Below are 18,195 nucleotides of genomic sequence, written 5' to 3' on the forward strand. Positions count from 1 at the left end.
AAATTATTATACAAAAAATCGTAACTTTGCCGTTCTAATTAATTGAAATACTATAAGAAATAATGACCCCTCCCATTACTGATATGCGTCTGTTAGGACAGTTGTTTCGTCACCCTGAAGGAGACTACGCCAAAGAAGTAGGCGATTTTATTTTTGCTTCCAATAGTGCTATGATAAACTGTACTATTGATTGTTTGGCACTGCAACCTCATCAAAAAGTTTTAGAGATAGGTTTTGGTAATGGCAAACATCTCCCATATTTATTTAACAAGGAAAGTTCCCTACAATATATAGGGGTAGAAACCTCAGTAGCAATGATAACTGAAGCCACTGAGTATAACAGAAATTTGGTTAGTCAGCAAAAAGTACATTTTTTAGAAGTAGCTGCTGATAAACTCCCTAATTTCGATCATTCTTTTGATGTATGTTTTTCGGTAAATACCCTTTATTTTTTAGAAAACCCATTATATTATTATAAAAAGATTCACGCTTTACTCAGCTCACAAGGTAAAGTAGCTATTGGTTTTATAGATAAAAGTACAGGAGAGAAGGCGCCTTTTGCGCGTGAAGGTTTTCAGTTTTATACGGCTGAAGAAGTAGCTGAAATACTTAAAGTAGCTGGTTTTGAAGATATAACAAAATTGCCTTTTGAAGAAACTCTTGTTTCAGCAAAAGGCAAAAGTATCCAACGAAAGTATTGGGTTGTGATAGGAACTTGCTAATTTAAAATTTGTTAATTCACCAATTATTTGTACCTTTGTGCCAAGTTTATAAAAGAAGAAAATGTATGAGAATTTTATTACTTATCATACTCCTTATAATCACTCCTTATATAGTTTATAGTCAGTCAAATACTTCTAATAAAGACTTAAAAGTAGGCTTAGTGCTCAGTGGAGGTGGAGCGAAAGGATTAGCACATATAGGAGTGTTAAAAGTATTGGAGGAAGCAGGAGTACGTATTGATTATATTGGGGGGACAAGTATGGGGGCAATGGTAGGTGCTATGTATGCTGCAGGTTACTCGGCTAATGAATTGGACTCTATCTTCCGACAATTAGACTTTGATAAACTTTTGCAAGACAAAACTTCACGTCGTGCAAAATCATTGCACGAACGTTATATATACGATCGTTATACTGTAGCATTACCTTTTGATAACTTCAAAGTAGGGTTACCTCGTGCAGTATCGAAAGGTCAAAATATCTACAATGAATTTGTGAAATTACTCTATCCTGTGAATGAAATTTTTGATTTTTCTAAGTTACCTATTCCTTTTCTATGCGTGGCTACTGATATAGAAACAGGGAAAGGAGTAGTACTTGAAGACGGCTTCTTACCTCAAGCTATACAAGCTAGTGGCTCATTCCCTTCGCTATTTGATTTGGTAGAAATAGATGGTAAATGGCTTACTGATGGAGGTATAGCTGATAATTACCCCGTAGACGAAGTGAAAAAAAAAGGAATGGATATTATTATAGGGGTAGATGTACAGAGTCCGTTAGCAAAACGTGAGGAAATCAACTCTTTTTTAAGTATCTTTTCACAAATTACAACTTTCCCGATGGTAGATAATATGCCACAGAAAATAAAAGAAACAGATGTATACATCAAACCTAATATAGAAGGATTCAATGTGATTTCGTTTGATAAAGGTGAGACAATTATCAACAATGGGAAAATAGCTGCTGAACATTTTTTGCCTCGTTTGCGTGAAATAGCTGCTCAACAAAAACATACTACCCAACGGAGAGAACCTATAGAGAAAATAGATTCTTTTTATCTAAAAGAAATACATTTTCATAACAACGAGCACTTTACTCGTAGCTACTTGCGAGGAAAACTCCACTTAAAACACTTGGATCGCAAAATTTCGTTTGAAGAACTGAACGACGGATTGTCTAACCTAATGGCAACAAATAATTTCCATTCTATTAATTATCAAATTAGGCATACTTTTGAAGGGGAACATATTGATTTTTTCTTGAAAGAAAATCCGCAACGTACTTTTTTGAAGTTTGGCATTCATTATGATAATCTGTTGAAAACAGGCTTCTTGATGAACTATACTCAAAACTATTTTTTACAGGATAGTGACTTCCTTTCACTTGACCTTATCGTAGGCGATAATATACGCTATCAGTTTGATTATTTTGTAGATAAAGGATTCTATATCAGTTATGGATTGCGTTCTAAATTTGTGCAGTTCGACCGTAATCTGAATACAAGACGTTTATCTAATTATAGAATAGAACAATCTGAACTCAATCGAATGGACGTAGAGGCTTACGATTGGGTAAATCAATTGTATTTACAAACGCTCTTAGGCAATGGTTTTGTGTTTGGATTAGGTGCAGAACACCGCAAAGTACAGTTTGATGCTGAACAAATATATTCAGTAAGCGCTATTGCTTCATATTCTGAAAAAAAACACTTTGGCAGTTTATATTCTTATTTAAAATACGATAGTTTTGACAATAGTTTTTTTCCGAGTAAAGGTGTGTTTTTTAATACACAATTTAACCTTTACGCACTTGCAGCTCCTAATGATGCAAATTTTAATAAGTTCACCACAGGCAAAACAGAAATATCATTCGCTATTCCCATACTACCAAGATTGAATGCACGAATAGGGTTTGAAGGAGGTGTTACGATAGGAAATTCTAAAACTTATTCATTAGACTTCTTTTTAGGAGGATATAATAAAAATGTATTCTCTAACTACTCACCTTTCTATGGCTATGATTTTTTGAGTATTGGTGCTAAAAACTACTTAAAAACAGAATGGGTGATAGATTTTCAACCTTTTAAAAAACATCACTTGTTACTATTGGCTAATGTAGCTAAAGCAGATAATAATCTTTTTGAAAGTTTTCAATGGGAAAAATACCCTGATTATTCGGGCTATGGTATAGGGTATAGTATTGAAAGTTTTTTTGGACCTATAGAGCTAAAATGCACTTACTCACCCGAAATACGGCAAGCAATATGGCTGTTTAATATAGGGTATTGGTTCTAAAGTGAAAAAATGAAAAGTGAAAGATATTAGCGACAAAATACTAAAAACAATATTACGATAACTAATAATTAATAAATATAATGAAAATAACAGAGTTAGAACCAAAACAGTTATGGGCGAACTTTGCGAGCTTGAATGCCGTGCCTCGTCCATCAAAAAAAGAAGAGAAAGTCATTGCTTTTATGGTGGCTTTTGGCAAAAGTTTAGGGCTTGATACCTATCAAGACGAAACGGGCAATGTAATCATTAAAAAGCCCGCTACGGCAGGAATGGAAAACCGCAAAACAGTGGTGCTACAATCACACCTCGATATGGTACACCAAAAGAACAACGATACAGTGTTTGATTTTAGTACGGAAGGTATCAAAATGCTAGTAGATGGCGACTGGGTACGTGCTGATGGTACAACTTTGGGAGCCGATAATGGTATTGGGGTAGCAAGCATTATGACAATACTCCAAAGTAAGGATATCCCTCACCCTGCTCTCGAAACACTCTTTACTATTGACGAAGAAACAGGAATGACGGGTGCTAAAGGGCTCAAAAGAGGAATACTCTCTGGTGCCTATTTGCTTAACTTAGACACCGAAGAGGACGACGAAATAGATATAGGGTGTGCTGGTGGTGTAGATGTATCGGCGTTTAGAGAGTACGACGTGGTAGATACGCCTGATAATTCAGTAGGCTATATACTTACCATAAAAGGATTGCACGGTGGACATAGTGGTACAGATATCCATAAGGGTTATGCTAATGCCAACAAACTGATGAACCGTATATTATTCACTTGTACTGAGAAATTTGGTTTGCACATTGCAAGTGTAGATGGAGGCGGTTTGCGCAATGCTATTCCGAGAGAAAGCGTAGCGGTGGTAACTATTAATAAAAACGACGAAGTCGCTTTAAAAAAAGAAGTAGCTACACTTACCCAAGCACTCCAACACGAGTATTCAGTAACTGAACCGACTCTTACAGTATTACTTGAACCTACTGCGGTACCTGAGAAAGTAATGGAAGAAGAAGAACAAGAAGATGTATTACGCGCTCTTTACGCAGCTTTCAATGGGGTGTACAAAATGAGTCAGACGATTGCTGACCTTGTAGAAACCAGTAATAATGTAGCAAGGGTACAAATTAAAGACGGCGAAATAAACGTGTATTGCCTCACTCGTTCAGCTTCAGAAACTTCTAAATATGATTTGGCTGATACGATTCGCAGTAGTTTTGAGTTAGCTGGATTTGAAGTAGAATACACCGGTAGCTACCCAGGTTGGGAGCCCAAAGTAGATGCTGAAATCTTGAAGATTGTAAAAGCACAATACAAAACGCTCTTCGGTGAAACACCTAATGTAGTAGCTTGCCACGCAGGCTTAGAATGTGGCATTTTAGGGACCCATTACCCCGAAATGGAAATGGTGAGCTTTGGTCCTACTATCAAAGGGGCACACTCGCCTGCTGAAAAGGTAAATATAGCTTCTGTACAGAAGTTTTGGAAGTTCTTGTTAGCAATACTTCAGAATATTCCTACAAAATAGAAATATAGTTACAAAAAATAAATCTTATTTGCAGAGGCGTTTCGTAAATGCCTCTGCAATTTTTTGAAGTATGGAAAGAATATATAAAACTGAATATTTATTGATAAATAGACGGAATATGTTCAGCTCCTTCTAAAATAAAGTCGGTGAGGCGTTGCAAATAGATACTAATTTGTGGGTCGGTTACGTTGAAAAGCATTACTATCACTACTTCTTCATTAGGATATACTGATAACCAACCAAATCCTCCTACGCCCATACCCGTATGACCAAAATAATCACGTCCGTTCCAATCGCGTTGTACTTGCCAGCCAATACCATAACTTATTTCAGTATCGTCTATAGTACATTGTTTTTTAAGCATTTCGTTTTGGATAGGTTGAGAAAGAAAGCTGTGGCGTTCTATAGCTGTACCCATTTTAGCTATATCATTGGATGTAGAAAGGAATCCACCACCAGCAAGCTTGAAGTAGTTATTCACATCAGTAGCTTTATCCAATCCCTTTTTACTGCGTGTGTAAGGAATAGCTTCATCTTGAATAATTTTACCTCTATCGGGGAAAGTGCGCCACATATTTAAAGGTTTAAAAACTTCTTCTTTTGCTATATCTTCAAATTTTTTATTGAGACATTTTTCAATAGCTAACGAAATAAGGTTGATACCATAACTGCTATAAAGAAACTTTGTACCAGGGGCTGATTGCAAAATATCATCTTTAAATAAATCAACTCCTTGCGCTATAGTATAAGGCTTGTTGAGTGTATATTCATTAGCTTTGTAGGAGCGTATACCGGCTAAGTGTCCTGCTAACTGTTTTATAGTAAAATCAAAAGGTTTTTGGGGAAAATCAGGAATGTATTCGTATAGAGACATATTCCAATCAAATTTTTTCTGCTCTTGCAGGCGCGCTAAAATTACTCCAGTAATGGCTTTAGACATACTTGCCACCCTAAAAATTGTAGTTTTAGGGTCAATAGGCTTTTTTTTAGAAATATCGGCATAGCCGTATCCACCTTGCCATATTGTTTTTCCTTGTTTGGTAACTGTGATAGAAGCGCCAGGAATCAATTCTTCTTGAATGAGATATTGCAATATTTTTTCAGCTTCTTTTTGAGCTTCTTCAAAAGAAGTTACTTCAGAAGGATTTTTACGGAATACATCGGTGTCAAGTAGTTTTTTTTGACCAAAAAGGTTGTTGAAGAAAGATATAATTGTAGAAATCAAAACAATAGATATTAGTTTTTTCATTGTAATGTAATGTTTTACTTTTCGGGGTGCAAAAGTACAAATATTGAATGAGTTAATCAAAAAATGCATAAAAAAACTGTCTAAAAAAGTATATGGAACTTTTTAGACAGTAATCAAACAGTTTGAGTATTTCTATTTTTTGAGTATTTCGGCTACTTTTTCACCTATTTTGGCAGGTGAATCGACTACGTGGATACCGCATTCTTTTAAAATGCGTTTTTTAGCTTCGGCGGTATCATCGTCACCACCTACAATAGCCCCAGCGTGGCCCATAGTACGCCCTTTAGGAGCTGTTTCGCCTGCAATGAAGCTCACTACAGGTTTTTTGTTACCATTAGCTTTGATCCAACGGGCAGCTTCGGGTTCTAACTGACCTCCTATTTCGCCAATCATTACGATACAATGAGTTTCAGGGTCGTTCATCAGTAGTTCTACAGCTTCTTTAGTAGTAGTTCCGATGATAGGATCGCCTCCTATACCGATAGCTGTAGTAATACCTAAACCTTGACGAACGATTTGATCGGCAGCCTCATAAGTGAGTGTTCCCGATTTGGAGACAATTCCTACGTTGCCTTTTTTGAAGATAAAACCAGGCATAATACCTACTTTAGCTTCCTCAGGAGTAATAACTCCAGGACAATTAGGTCCTACCAAACGGCAATTACGGTTTTTGATATAGGCAGCTACTTTTACCATATCAGCAACTGGAATGCCTTCAGTAATAGTAATAATCACTTTGATACCAGGATCGGCAGCTTCCATAATAGCATCGGCAGCAAAAGCAGGAGGTACAAAAATGATAGAAACATCAGCACCTGTAGCTTTTACAGCGTCGGCTACGGTGTTAAATACGGGTTTTCCTAAGTGTGTTTGTCCACCTTTGTTAGGGGTAATACCGCCTACTACATTCGTGCCGTAAGCAATCATTTGCTCAGCGTGAAAAGTACCTTCACTTCCGGTGAAGCCTTGTACAATCACCTTTGAATTTTTATTCACTAATACACTCATTGCGATTAACTTTTAGTTTTAGTTGAAGCAAAGGTAAATGTTTTTTTTGATATATACAATTGTTATGTAATAAAATAAAAAGAATAATATAAAGAAGTTTTATATATTGTTCATAATCAGGTGATTTTGAATTTTAAAATTAATAAATTAACAAAATGATAATTTGACAAATTGGCTAATTGACAAATTATTCCTACTTTTGCCGCGTTTTTTAATACAATAAAAATGCAAATAGAAGTATTGAAATCTAAAATTCACCGTGTGAAAGTTACAGGGGCAGATTTAGATTACATAGGTAGCATTACCATAGATGAAGCTTTGGTAGAGGCTGCAGGAATGATAGAAGGTGAGAAAGTATCAATAGTAAATGTGAATAATGGGGAACGTTTTGATACTTATATCATCAAAGGGAAACGAAATTCAGGAGCTATTGTACTAAATGGACCTGCAGCACGTAGGGTACAAAGAGGAGATATAGTAATTATCATCTCGTATGCTTTAATGAATTTTGAAGAAGCAAAAACCTTTAAACCTTCTATAATCTTCCCTAATGAACAAACAAATCTTTTGGAATGAAAAAATGGTTAAAGATTACCCTTCCTCTATTTGTGGGAGGGTTTTTATGTTGGTATGCTTATCAGCAATTTACTGAAGAACAATTTACTGAGATAAAAAAGACGTTTCTCGTAGCTGATTATTTTTATATAATTTTAGCTGTGTTTTTAGGATTCTTAGCCGATGTATCACGAGCAGTTCGTTGGGAATTGATGTTTAGACCAATGGGGTATAAAACCTCTTTATTACATCGAATAATGGCAGTGTTTATGGGGTATTTAGTAAATGTAACCATACCGCGTTCAGGTGAAGTGTCACGAGCTTTATTAGTAAGCAATTATGATGGAGTACCTTTTGAAAAATCATTTGGGACAATTATCTCTGAACGTGTGATTGATTTACTCTTGTTATTTTTGTTTACCGCTACAGCTTTTGTATTACAATTTGAGGTGATAAGCAACTTTATACTCTCTAAAATTCCGTTTGAAAAACTCTTATGGATCTTGCTAATAGGAGGGCTATCATTTGTGATTTTCTTATACCTTATATATACTTCAGAACGCAAGTTTTTTATAAAAGTGAAGACGTTTTTAAACGGTATAAAAGAGGGCGTATTTTCAGTGTTAAAAATACGCCATCGTTGGATTTTTTTGGTGCATACATTATTTATATGGGCAATGTACTTTTTGATGTTTTATATTCCTTTCTTCGCCTTACCAGAGACTACTAATATAAGTTTACCAAACGTACTTACAGCTTTTGTCATAGGTAGTTTTGCTATGACTTTCACCAATGCAGGATTTGGTGCTTACCCATTTTTTATAGCAGAAGTATTATATCTCTTTGGAGTTCCAATTCCTATAGGTACTGCTTTTGGATGGCTTGTTTGGACTTCACAATTTGCTATAACACTTCTTCTTGGGGGGGGGGCGTTTGCTTTGCTTCCTTGGCTAAAAGAAAATAACCACAAGTAATGAGCCACGCTATCCAAAAGAGGTAAAATCCAAAATGAAAACTTAATTTCATCATCTTATGAGAAGTAGTGGTGAAATCTACATACGAGAGATAGAACCCCACTACACCTACAACAGCAAGTAAAAGCGCTAAAGCACGAGCAAATCCTGCGCTTACTTTTGAGCGGAAAGTTTGCAGAAATAACAGTAAGATGAATTGTATTATAAATAGCAAGATAGCTGTTTTCCACCACGTTTTAAACACTGCATACTGGCTGTAAAAAGTACTTACCCCTATCTTGCCTATAAATGACATTTTAGAGATAAGGATAGCTGAAATGAGGCTCATTACAGCTTGTATGAGAGTAAGGATACTAAAATTTTTCATAGTTTATTTTTTTATGATTTTCCATCCTGATTTCTCGTTATATTTTAATTTAAACTTTTGAGTAATAAAGTTGCTATTGGGATAGGGGTCTTTTCCAAAACTATAGAAAGGAGTTTTTTCCTTATCTAAAACTACTACACAAGTAGCCATTTTTTCAGTACTTTTTTCGAGAGTTATTTTTTTATTATTTAGTTTGTAGATAATGGTTTTTACTTGAGCATTATTTTTGTTTTGTTTTACTAAATAGGGGAGAGCCTCTTCAGTTAGGGTAGGGGAGATCACATATACACTATCCTTAGAAAACCACTTTTTACGTGTTTTTTCATTGTTGATAGCTATCAATCCCTCATCAGATAATCGCTGAATGCTCTCAATGAGTTCTTTATCCTTATTGGTTACTAATTTTTGTTTATTAGTATTGAATTTGCCGGTTTCATAGAGGGGATTTTCCTCTAAATATTCAGTGATGAGTGTAGCAGCCTCATCAGTATTGATTTTGTTGCTTGTGTTACAAGCTACCAAAGTAATGAAAATGGTAGCTATCGCTATAAGATTTTTTCTCATTGTTATAGTGTATTAATGTTAATTATCCATTGTTAACTGTTACCAAACCATCCTTCACGATCTAAACTTCGATACTGAATGGCTTCACCTATGTGATGAGGTTGTACATTGTCAGTACCTTCTAAGTCGGCAATAGTACGAGCTACCTTCAAAATACGATCATAAGCACGTGCGGAGAGGTTGAGTTTCATCATTGCATTTTTTAAAAGTTTTAAAGATTCCTCACTTACTTTACAGAATTTTTGTATTTGTTTAGTATTCATTTGAGCATTGTAATGAATGTGTTCATATTCTTTAAAACGCTCTGTTTGAATGTTACGTGCGGCAATTACTCGCTTGCGTATTTCGCTGCTACTTTCCCCTTTTCGATCATCAGAAAGTTTTTCAAAAGGGACAGGATTGACTTCTATATGAATATCTATTCTATCTAATAGGGGACCTGAAATCTTACTCATATAACGTTGCATTTCGGCAGGAGTAGAGTTTACAGGGGCTTCAGGATCATTGAAATAGCCACTAGGGCTGGGGTTCATACTCGCTACTAACATAAATGAAGAAGGGTATGTGATAGAGAATTTAGCACGCGAAATAGTAACCTCTCTATCCTCTAAAGGCTGACGCATCACTTCTAATACAGCACGTTTAAATTCAGGCAATTCATCAAGGAAAAGTACACCATTATGCGCTAAGGATATTTCACCAGGTTGAGGGTATGTACCGCCTCCAACAAGGGCTACATCAGAAATTGTGTGATGTGGACTACGGAAAGGGCGATGACTCATCAAACCTGTATCTTTGATACGACCTACAACACTATGTATTTTAGTAGTTTCGAGAGCTTCGTGAAGTGTCATAGGAGGGAGGATACTAGGTAATCTTTTGGCTAACATTGTTTTACCAGAACCAGGAGGACCTATGAGAATGATGTTGTGACCTCCTGCAGCAGCTATTTCCATACAGCGTTTTACAGTTTCTTGTCCTTTTACATCAGCAAAATCAAACTCAGGAAATTCTAAATTTTTATAAAATTCTTTACGAGTATCCACTACTGTACGAACAAGTTCTCTTTCGCCATTGAAGAAATCAATTACTTCTTTGATATTTTCAACGCCATAAATCTCTAAATTATCTACAATTGCCGCTTCTTTGGCGTTTTGAGCAGGCAAAATAAAACCTTTAAAACCTTCTTTACGTGCTTGAATAGCAATAGGGAGTGCTCCTTTAATAGGTTGTAGCCCTCCGTCTAAAGAAAGTTCTCCCATAATGATATATTTTTCTATTTCGTCACTTTGTATTTGTTCGTTGGCAGCCAATATGCCTATTGCAAGACTAAGATCATAGGCTGAACCTTCTTTACGCATATCGGCAGGAGCCATATTGATAGTGATTTTCTTTCCTGGGATTTTATATCCTGTGTTCTGTAAGGCAGCAGCAATGCGAAAGTTACTTTCTTTAATAGCAATATCGGGTAGTCCAACAAGGTGATAGCCAATTCCTTTAACAATATTTACCTCTATAGTAATGGTAGTAGCTTCTACTCCAAACACTGCACTTCCGTATACTTTTACTAACATATTCTTCGGTTGATTTATTTTTTTGACAAAAGTAGTATATTTTTTTGAAAAGACAAGTTTTTAGCAGAGAATTTAACTTGAAAGATTATTTTCAATGCACTTAGCCAACCGCTGAGTAAGAGCTTTACGGCTGTATTGTTCTACTTTTTTGGGGTTAGTTTTAAGTGTTTTATGTAGGAATTGATGATAAAACTCTACTATTTTGGCTTTCATCTGAGAGGCATCGGTATATCCCACAAAAGTACCTGTTTGTGTTTCAGTGAGAATAGGTGTAACATCCCAGTTATGAGGTCCTATGGCGAGAATAGGTCGCCCTGAAATCATATATTCAAACAGTTTACCCGGAATAATACCTTGTGTTTCTTCGGAATCTATTTCGATGAGCAACAATACTTGCGATTGCTTTTGCAAACCAATAGCTTCTTGATGACTAATATAACCTTTATTAATATAATAAGGAGTAAGTCCGTTATGGCGAATATCTTCTTCGATTTCTTCACTTACTTTGCCTGCAAAACAAAGTGTGAAATCTTCGGCAAAATGAGGTTCTTCGCGTATTAATTCGGCTAATATTTTCCACAGCATTTTGGGGTTTCTATCTGATAATAAGGAACCTATGTGCGAAATAAGAAATTTATTGGATAGGGGAGGGGTGATTGTTTTTTCCTCATCGTAACCATTGGTAATCACCTCAATAGGAGTATTGGTAAGCTGCTGAAAGTCTTTTTGCGTCTTGAAACTGGTTGTAATCACCAAGTCTGATTGTTGTAACACTTCTTTTTCCCAATAATGCTGACGTTTATCTGCCCATTTAGTAAGGCGTAAATCTTTGTAATAACCAATAGTTGTCCACGGGTCGCGGAAATCGCTAATCCATTTGAGGTGAGGAATTTGTTTCTTTAACTCATAACCTATAAGGTGTACGCTGTGGGGAGGCGAAGTAGTGATAATAGTTTCTATCTGGTTTTCTTTTATAAACTTATTCAGATACTTTATAGAAGGTTTTACCCAGAATTTACGAGCATCGGGAATGAAGAAATTACCACGTATCCAAAGTAATACTTTATCTAAAATAGAAACTTTTTTACGCGGAATGATACCCGAACTAATTTTTTGGGTTTTCTTTTTAGAGAATAACGAAGCCCAAGCATAAGGTTCCCATATAGGATGTTTGATAATTTGTATGTCTGTAGGCAAATCGTTTCCTATTTCATTGTCGATGATAGGATAAGTTGGGTTTTCGGGAATATATACAATAGGTTCTATATTAAAATCTCGTAAATATTTTACGAATTTTAACCAACGTTGTACACCAGGTCCGCCAGCAGGCGCCCAATAATAAGTGATGATAAGTAACTTTCTCATATCTTTTTCCCAATCCTCTATTTTACATAATATACATTATAGTTTATTTGGTAAAGGTGTTTTTTTGCTATGAAATCACACCGCTACCCACCAATTCATCTCCGCTGTACCAAGTCGCAAATTGTCCCTCAGTAATAGCACTTTGAGGTTCTGAAAAATGAATATATAAACCATTTTTCACTTTGTATAAAACTGCTTTCTGTAATGGCTGACGATAGCGTATACGTACCATAAACTCTTTTGATTCATATACTTTTAATGCTAAATCTTCACGAATCCAATGTTCATCAGGGGTTGCGATAAACAAAGCACTGCGGAACAATCCGCGATGAGTGTGTCCTTGTCCTGTATAGATGATATTCTTCTCAATATCAGTTTCTATGATGAACAAAGGTTCTTTGGTTCCTCCCACATTTAAACCTTTGCGTTGCCCTTTAGTAAAATAATGAGCCCCTTGATGGATACCTACTTTTTTACCGTCTTCGGGGCGATAAACAAAACGTTGTGATAAATATTTTAATTCATCTTCATAAGTTTCAAAAAGGCGTAGCATATCAAAGTCAGTATATCCTTTCCAATCATTGGGGATTTCAATAATATCGCCTTGTTTGGGTTGTAGTTTTTGTTGTAGGAACTCGGGCAAACGTACTTTTCCTACAAAGCAAAGTCCCTGAGAATCTTTTTTATCAGCGGTTATCAAATCTTGAGCTTTGGCAATGGCTCTTACTTCTGATTTCTGCAATTCCCCGATAGGAAAAAGTGCTTTACTAAGTTGCTCTTGTGAAAGCTGACATAGGAAATACGATTGATCTTTATTTTCATCTTTTCCCGATAGCAATCGGTAGATTTTTTTACCGTTTATTTCTATTTCTTCTTTGCGACAATAATGTCCTGTTGCTACATAATCGGCACCTAAACTAAGGGCAAGTTTCATAAAAACATCAAACTTGATTTCGCGATTACATAACACATCGGGATTGGGTGTTCTACCATGTTCGTATTCATTGAACATATAATCGACAATACGGGCTTTGTAGGGCTCACTCATATCCACTGTCTGGAATGGAATGCCGAGCTTTTCGGCTACTAAAAGCGCATCGTTACTATCTTCTAACCAAGGACATTCGTCGGAAATAGTAACTGAATCATCGTGCCAATTCTTCATAAAAAGTCCTATTACCTCATAGCCTTGTTCTTTTAACAAATAGGCAGCTACGCTACTATCTACTCCCCCACTAAGTCCTACTACTACTCTTTTCATTTAATTATTTTGAGTTTCTAATTTATCTAATACTTCTTTGAGAAAAAAAGAAAAATCTGTATAAGCTTCTTGGAAAGTAGTATCTTTCCAGCCATACCACCAATCATTAGATTGAAATTCTCTATCTTTTAGAAAATCACAAAAGAAATATTTTACTTCTTCATTTAAAGTTTGAGAAGAAAAATGTCTTCCCAAACCGAAGTAAATATCATTATTTAAACGACAATATTCAATTGCAGCAGCAAAAGATTTTCCTTCATATTCAAGTATAACATAAACATTAGGATAATTACCCTCTGCATTCACTATAAAATTATGCCTTTTAAACTCTTTTTGCAAATGGTCTTTCCATTCAAAAAGACATTTCTCTCTTGTTATTTTAACTAATGCTTTCAAATGTTTTTGAAGCTCATCAATCTCACTAACTTTTGTGGTAATAATATCTATATTTTTAACATTATTGTCTGTCAGCTGTAACTTTTGAGCTAAAAAGTCTTGTAATTTGTTGTCCATCCCTTTAAATATTTCTCTATTATTAAAAACGAGCTTCAAATAATCTATATATTGTATTACTGCACTTTTTACAATAGTTTCTCTTTCAGATATTACTTGTAAATATTCCTCAAGCCAAACAATTATATCTTCTTTATAGGCTATTTTTACATAACGCCCTGCAAAATCACTTTCTTTATAATTTCCCCACGTTTGTATTGTAGGTTTATTTTCAGCATAACGTGTTAGGTATAGAATGTAAATCTGGTTTAATTTATACCCTAATTGTTTGCATACATCAATATAACGACCAATTTGCTCTTTCTGTTCAACAGCATTATGAATCTTGTTTTCTATGATGAAAGCATATTTTCCTTCTTCTTGGACAAGTCCATCAATCCGCCATTTTTCTACTGTAAGAATAGGTTTATCAATTAAAGATATATCAAAATTTAATTTTTTCTTTGTAAGAAAATTCAAAAAGTGATGCAATGCAGGTTTATATTTTAACAATGAAATCAGCAAACGACTGTGTGCATTTTCGTTTACATTAAAACTATCCAAAAGATTAGTTCTAAAAGGTATTTTCGATAACTCTTCTTTGTAAATCTTTGAGAAATCAGTCAGTAAAGAACAATTTTCTGTTATTCTTGACAGTTTCTTATCAAAAATAAATTCTTGGAAATCCTGATTCAGTGTTAAAATATCAATGTAGTTTTGCATTATACTTTTCTTATGTTCTTCTTCCTATAAAAATATAATACTGAAAGCATTACCAATATCAAAAGCAATAATGGATACACAAATACTTTCATTTGCCAACTACTGACACTTTCAGCTACTTTTTGTTTGTCTAAGAAAGCTAATTGAACTTTCTTATTGCGCAAACTCAAAAACTCAGTATCGTCTAAGAGGTAATTTAAAGCATTCTGCAAGAAAGCTTTATTGTCATAATATTTGTTTGTCCATTTATCAAATCCAAGTTCTAAGGGAATATTATTTTTGCTATCGATATCGTTTTTGATAATATCGCCATCGGCTACTACAAGCATTTTAGTAGGTTTGCTTCTATCGGATTTTTCTTTGAGGTTTATGGGGCGAATACGATCTTTATAAACTGAGTTAAACTCTCCTTCCAAAAGCACTGCTAAGGGAATATTTCCGTGTTTATAGGCTTCTTTATTCTGGTTATTGGGGTCGAAGCGCAAGTTGATTTCGCGTGGGGTGCCATCTGCTTTTGAAAAAGGCGAACTAGCGAGAAGAACTGTTTTCTTCACACCATTTTTCAGCGTATCGATGCTATTGGAAAACTGAAGCCTTACTGCGTCTAAATGGTTGTTGATAAGGTGATTATTACCTGAAAGCACCAGCGGATTATATACCCAAGGGATAGGCATATAACGGGTTTGAGAGCCATCGCCAGTAGCTACTATGATTTCAGAAAAATACAAATCGTTTACTAAGGTGTAATTAATGCGGAACCCATATTGGAAAAACATATCGGTAAGGTTTAGATTGACGGGCATTGCCATTGTCATTCCACCTGTTTTGTACATATCTTCTAAGGAAACCGCAACATTGTCAATCAGCCATAGAGCACGACCACCATTCATTATATACTGGTCTACTACCTGCTTTTGGGCATCAGTAAAAGGCTCGGTAGGCTTAGGCACGAGTAGTAAATCGAATTTTTCGAGGTCGTGTAGAGTCTTCTCGGGGTTGGTAGCCACTGAATCGAGCGTGAAAGGTGCTATAAAGTAGTATTCGCGTGCTGTTTTGAGGAAGTCGGCCATATAGATATCTTCCAGCGCACCGTTACTTCTGAGCACTGCAATTTTCTTCTTTTTATCTAAGGTAAACTTATAGAGTGCATCAGTAAAATTGTATTCTAACTTCTGTACTGAGTTCTGTACCTGCTCTTGGTCGGTAGAGCCGAGTTTGTTCACAAAGAGACGAACGCGCTCACTCTTCTTACCATCGCTAATGACTGCCCAAGGGAAAATATACTCAATAGAAGATTTCCCCGCTTCATTTTGAGTGATTTGCAAGGGTTGATAGCCATTATTTATCAGTTCTTGAATCACACTTTCGGGGTGCTCCTCCCCTTCTAATGGGTTTACAAAATTGACGATAATGTTGTTATTGGTAGCTGCATACTCGTCTAATAACTGAATTGTTTCAGTCTGTAATTTCTTAAATTCGGTAGGGATATTGCCTTTGAGCAATACATCAATCTCGATAGGATTCTGTATTTTAGCAAGTGTTTTCTTGCTCACCTCAGAGAGCGTATAACGTTTGTCTTGGGTGAGGTCTATCCGCGTGTGCCATTGTTTGGCGATATAATTGACTGCAAGGAGGCATACTAAGGCTATAACTACCTTGCTAATAGAGTTTTGAAAGAGTTTTTTCATCGTTTGTAGGCTTTGAGTGATAAGGTAGTGAGATATATGAAAAATGAGATAACAGAGAGGAAATACACGATATTTCGGGTATCGAGCACTCCCCTACTGATAGCGTCGAAATGCGTTTGGAAGCCTACCCCACCAAAATCTTCGGGGGCTACAAAGGCAATAAGCTGGTCGATGCCAAAGAAGAAAAAGAAGCACAGAAAGGCCGCTAACACAAAGGAAATGATTTGGTTACTACTTATAGACGATGCCCATAAGCCTACTGAGGCAAAGGTGGCTACCAGTAAAAACAAGGCAATGTAAGACCCCACAGTGCCAGCTATATCTAAGTTGCCTACGGGGTTGCCTAACACCCATACCATATAGACATACAGGGCTGATGGCAAAAGGGTTACAAAGAGCAAGAAGAGGATGCCTAAGTACTTGCCGAGCACCATTTGCAGGGTGCTGACCGGTTTGGTGAACAAGAGGGCTAACATACCGCTTTTTTTCTCTTCGGAGATGCTTCTCATCGTAATGGCGGGTACTAAAAAGACGAAAACCCAAGATGAAAGCCTAAAAAAAGGCAACATATCGGCGAAACCAGCATTGAAAATGTTGTAATCTGTTTTAAAGACCCATAGGAACAAGCCGTTGAGCACGATAAAGAGCCCAATGATAGTAAGACCAATGGGCGAAGTGAAGAAATAACGGATTTCTTTTTTGAATAGTGCGTACATTTTTATAGTTAAGAGGTAAGAGATAAAAGGTAAAGAGTTGTGAATGCAACTTACCTTTATTCTTAGCGATTTTTCAGAGGGCAAAAATACAAAAATAAAATAACACTACAACAAAAAAGAGTAAGACTACTTATTTAACTGTGAAATATCAAACTTGCCATCAATATCTTGAACACTTATTTTGCCATTGAGAATATCAAAAAAGAAGTCACGGATTTTATTAAGAGTAAGAGTTGCCGTATTACCATTTTTATCTACTCCTAAATCATAAGTTTTGAGAAGCTGATCTCCTAAACTTGCTGCAGTAAGTAAGAAATGGTTTTCAAACTTATCGGTATCTATCAAATCTACAGCTAATACTTTGCCCACAACAGTATAACTGCGAAGAGTTTTCTGTATTTCGTTATTTACAAGAGTGCTTTTTACCTCATCAGTTTCAATATCCATTGTTATTTTTCCTGAATTAGGTGTTTGAGGTAATCCTTTGTAGAGAGCTCCTAAATCAGCTAAACTGAGGTTGTATAGTTGCGCATTGGCAGTAGCAAGCATTTTCTCTATAGAAAAAGCGCTTGGAAGTAATAGATACACAGAGCCTTCTATACGTATAGAAGGAGTGTTGAATGTACCAACCGCACTATTTTTCAAGTCTATTTGTTGAGTAGCAAATACTCCTCCACACACAACACAATTATCTAATACAATTTCATCGGCATAGATACTACCTGCTATAAAAGCATTATAGAGAGTTACACTTTTAGCATTGATATCGGAATGAAATGTAAGTTTTAATTTATCAGCTCTTGAAACAATAGAGTTAGCAGAACCTACACTTTTTAGGAAAGCTACATTGCCTTGAGCTTCACTATTCACATAGAGTTCTAATTGAGTAAAGACGGCACCTTGGATTTCTAAGTCTCCATTTTGTATTTCGAGTTTATGAGCGTATACAGGGCCTTCTATCACTGTATCTCCTTGTACTGTAATGGTACGAGTGAGCTCTGCTACTTTTTCAGGTAATATGCTTCCTTTTACTAAATTGTCCTTTAGTTGTATATTGTTTTCGTTAAAACGAATTTCTTTTAATTCTTTCATTATAAGGTGATTTTAT

The 18,195-nt window shown here is 35.8% G+C and carries 16 protein-coding genes; 5 read left to right on the top strand and 11 right to left on the bottom strand.

Annotated features, from left to right (window positions below):
- Positions 1-62 precede the first annotated feature (62 nt).
- From HMPREF9073_RS13765 to HMPREF9073_RS13775, 3 genes are all read left to right on the top strand, one after another.
- Positions 63-722 (top strand): class I SAM-dependent methyltransferase, encoded by a 660-nt coding sequence (locus tag HMPREF9073_RS13765; protein ID WP_009751091.1) that lies wholly within the window; start codon positions 63-65, stop codon positions 720-722.
- Between the two features lie 65 nt (positions 723-787).
- Positions 788-3,016: a patatin-like phospholipase family protein gene (locus HMPREF9073_RS13770; protein ID WP_009751092.1), complete on the top strand. Its 2,229-nt coding sequence runs from the start codon at positions 788-790 to the stop codon at positions 3,014-3,016.
- Between the two features lie 80 nt (positions 3,017-3,096).
- Positions 3,097-4,551, top strand: coding sequence for an aminoacyl-histidine dipeptidase (locus tag HMPREF9073_RS13775; RefSeq protein ID WP_009751093.1), 1,455 nt, complete (start codon positions 3,097-3,099; stop codon positions 4,549-4,551).
- A gap of 97 nt (positions 4,552-4,648) precedes the next feature.
- Here HMPREF9073_RS13775 and HMPREF9073_RS13780 read toward each other — a convergent pair whose 3' ends face one another.
- Positions 4,649-5,800, bottom strand: coding sequence for a serine hydrolase (locus HMPREF9073_RS13780; RefSeq protein ID WP_009751094.1), 1,152 nt, complete (start codon positions 5,798-5,800; stop codon positions 4,649-4,651).
- Positions 5,801-5,932: 132 nt separating this feature from the next.
- A complete protein-coding gene (gene sucD, locus HMPREF9073_RS13785; RefSeq protein WP_009751095.1) occupies positions 5,933-6,808 on the bottom strand; it encodes a succinate--CoA ligase subunit alpha in 876 nt (291 codons plus the stop codon).
- A 225-nt stretch (positions 6,809-7,033) separates the two neighbouring features.
- Here sucD and panD point away from each other — a divergent pair, with 225 nt between their 5' ends.
- Both panD and HMPREF9073_RS13795 read left to right on the top strand, forming a co-directional pair.
- Positions 7,034-7,384 carry an aspartate 1-decarboxylase gene (panD, locus tag HMPREF9073_RS13790; RefSeq protein ID WP_009751096.1) on the top strand — a complete coding sequence of 117 codons (351 nt, stop codon included), beginning with the start codon at positions 7,034-7,036 and terminating at the stop codon, positions 7,382-7,384.
- Entirely contained in the window at positions 7,381-8,337 is a 957-nt protein-coding gene (locus tag HMPREF9073_RS13795) for a lysylphosphatidylglycerol synthase transmembrane domain-containing protein (protein ID WP_009751097.1), read from the top strand. Before panD ends, HMPREF9073_RS13795 begins: the two co-directional genes overlap by 4 nt.
- On the opposite strand, the gene HMPREF9073_RS15600 is transcribed toward HMPREF9073_RS13795, so the two are convergent.
- From HMPREF9073_RS15600 to HMPREF9073_RS13835, 9 genes are all read right to left on the bottom strand, one after another.
- Entirely contained in the window at positions 8,267-8,704 is a 438-nt protein-coding gene (locus HMPREF9073_RS15600) for a hypothetical protein (protein WP_009751098.1), read from the bottom strand. The two genes, HMPREF9073_RS13795 and HMPREF9073_RS15600, sit on opposite strands and share 71 nt — an antisense overlap.
- Positions 8,705-8,707: 3 nt before the next feature.
- A complete protein-coding gene (locus tag HMPREF9073_RS13800; protein ID WP_009751099.1) occupies positions 8,708-9,268 on the bottom strand; it encodes a hypothetical protein in 561 nt (186 codons plus the stop codon).
- Between the two features lie 32 nt (positions 9,269-9,300).
- Positions 9,301-10,842 carry a YifB family Mg chelatase-like AAA ATPase gene (locus tag HMPREF9073_RS13805; RefSeq protein ID WP_009751100.1) on the bottom strand — a complete coding sequence of 514 codons (1,542 nt, stop codon included), beginning with the start codon at positions 10,840-10,842 and terminating at the stop codon, positions 9,301-9,303.
- 72 nt (positions 10,843-10,914) lie between these two features.
- Positions 10,915-12,207, bottom strand: coding sequence for a glycosyltransferase (locus HMPREF9073_RS13810; RefSeq protein WP_009751101.1), 1,293 nt, complete (start codon positions 12,205-12,207; stop codon positions 10,915-10,917).
- 67 nt (positions 12,208-12,274) lie between these two features.
- The gene (gene mnmA / locus HMPREF9073_RS13815; RefSeq protein WP_009751102.1) at positions 12,275-13,468 is read right to left on the bottom strand and encodes a tRNA 2-thiouridine(34) synthase MnmA; all 1,194 of its coding nucleotides are present in this window, start codon (positions 13,466-13,468) and stop codon (positions 12,275-12,277) included.
- On the bottom strand, positions 13,469-14,683 hold the full coding sequence (locus HMPREF9073_RS13820; RefSeq protein WP_009751103.1) for a PD-(D/E)XK nuclease family protein: 1,215 nt from the start codon (positions 14,681-14,683) through the stop codon (positions 13,469-13,471).
- Positions 14,683-16,371, bottom strand: a complete 1,689-nt coding sequence (gene gldG, locus HMPREF9073_RS13825) for a gliding motility-associated ABC transporter substrate-binding protein GldG (protein ID WP_009751104.1) — start codon at positions 16,369-16,371, stop codon at positions 14,683-14,685. The genes HMPREF9073_RS13820 and gldG overlap by 1 nt, the downstream gene beginning before the upstream one ends.
- Positions 16,368-17,087, bottom strand: a complete 720-nt coding sequence (gene gldF, locus HMPREF9073_RS13830; protein WP_009751105.1) for a gliding motility-associated ABC transporter permease subunit GldF — start codon at positions 17,085-17,087, stop codon at positions 16,368-16,370. Before gldF ends, gldG begins: the two co-directional genes overlap by 4 nt.
- Positions 17,088-17,213: 126 nt before the next feature.
- Positions 17,214-18,179 (bottom strand): hypothetical protein, encoded by a 966-nt coding sequence (locus HMPREF9073_RS13835; protein ID WP_009751106.1) that lies wholly within the window; start codon positions 18,177-18,179, stop codon positions 17,214-17,216.
- Between the last annotated feature and the right edge of the window lie 16 nt (positions 18,180-18,195).

The organism is Capnocytophaga sp. oral taxon 326 str. F0382 (genome assembly GCF_000318295.1).
Lineage (GTDB): Bacteria > Bacteroidota > Bacteroidia > Flavobacteriales > Flavobacteriaceae > Capnocytophaga > Capnocytophaga periodontitidis.

What these genes read in the sequence shown, in the direction of transcription:
- panD (WP_009751096.1), top strand. Translation starts at nt 7,034, where the DNA reads ATGCAAATAGAAGTATTGAAATCTAAAATTCACCGTGTGAAAGTTACA.
- HMPREF9073_RS13770 (WP_009751092.1), top strand. Translation starts at nt 788, where the DNA reads ATGAGAATTTTATTACTTATCATACTCCTTATAATCACTCCTTATATA.
- HMPREF9073_RS13795 (WP_009751097.1), top strand. Translation starts at nt 7,381, where the DNA reads ATGAAAAAATGGTTAAAGATTACCCTTCCTCTATTTGTGGGAGGGTTT.
- sucD (WP_009751095.1), bottom strand. Translation starts at nt 6,808, where the DNA reads ATGAGTGTATTAGTGAATAAAAATTCAAAGGTGATTGTACAAGGCTTC.
- HMPREF9073_RS15600 (WP_009751098.1), bottom strand. Translation starts at nt 8,704, where the DNA reads ATGAAAAATTTTAGTATCCTTACTCTCATACAAGCTGTAATGAGCCTC.
- gldG (WP_009751104.1), bottom strand. Translation starts at nt 16,371, where the DNA reads ATGAAAAAACTCTTTCAAAACTCTATTAGCAAGGTAGTTATAGCCTTA.
- HMPREF9073_RS13810 (WP_009751101.1), bottom strand. Translation starts at nt 12,207, where the DNA reads ATGAGAAAGTTACTTATCATCACTTATTATTGGGCGCCTGCTGGCGGA.
- HMPREF9073_RS13775 (WP_009751093.1), top strand. Translation starts at nt 3,097, where the DNA reads ATGAAAATAACAGAGTTAGAACCAAAACAGTTATGGGCGAACTTTGCG.
- gldF (WP_009751105.1), bottom strand. Translation starts at nt 17,087, where the DNA reads ATGTACGCACTATTCAAAAAAGAAATCCGTTATTTCTTCACTTCGCCC.
- HMPREF9073_RS13765 (WP_009751091.1), top strand. Translation starts at nt 63, where the DNA reads ATGACCCCTCCCATTACTGATATGCGTCTGTTAGGACAGTTGTTTCGT.
- mnmA (WP_009751102.1), bottom strand. Translation starts at nt 13,468, where the DNA reads ATGAAAAGAGTAGTAGTAGGACTTAGTGGGGGAGTAGATAGTAGCGTA.
- HMPREF9073_RS13805 (WP_009751100.1), bottom strand. Translation starts at nt 10,842, where the DNA reads ATGTTAGTAAAAGTATACGGAAGTGCAGTGTTTGGAGTAGAAGCTACT.
- HMPREF9073_RS13835 (WP_009751106.1), bottom strand. Translation starts at nt 18,179, where the DNA reads ATGAAAGAATTAAAAGAAATTCGTTTTAACGAAAACAATATACAACTA.
- HMPREF9073_RS13800 (WP_009751099.1), bottom strand. Translation starts at nt 9,268, where the DNA reads ATGAGAAAAAATCTTATAGCGATAGCTACCATTTTCATTACTTTGGTA.
- HMPREF9073_RS13780 (WP_009751094.1), bottom strand. Translation starts at nt 5,800, where the DNA reads ATGAAAAAACTAATATCTATTGTTTTGATTTCTACAATTATATCTTTC.
- HMPREF9073_RS13820 (WP_009751103.1), bottom strand. Translation starts at nt 14,683, where the DNA reads ATGCAAAACTACATTGATATTTTAACACTGAATCAGGATTTCCAAGAA.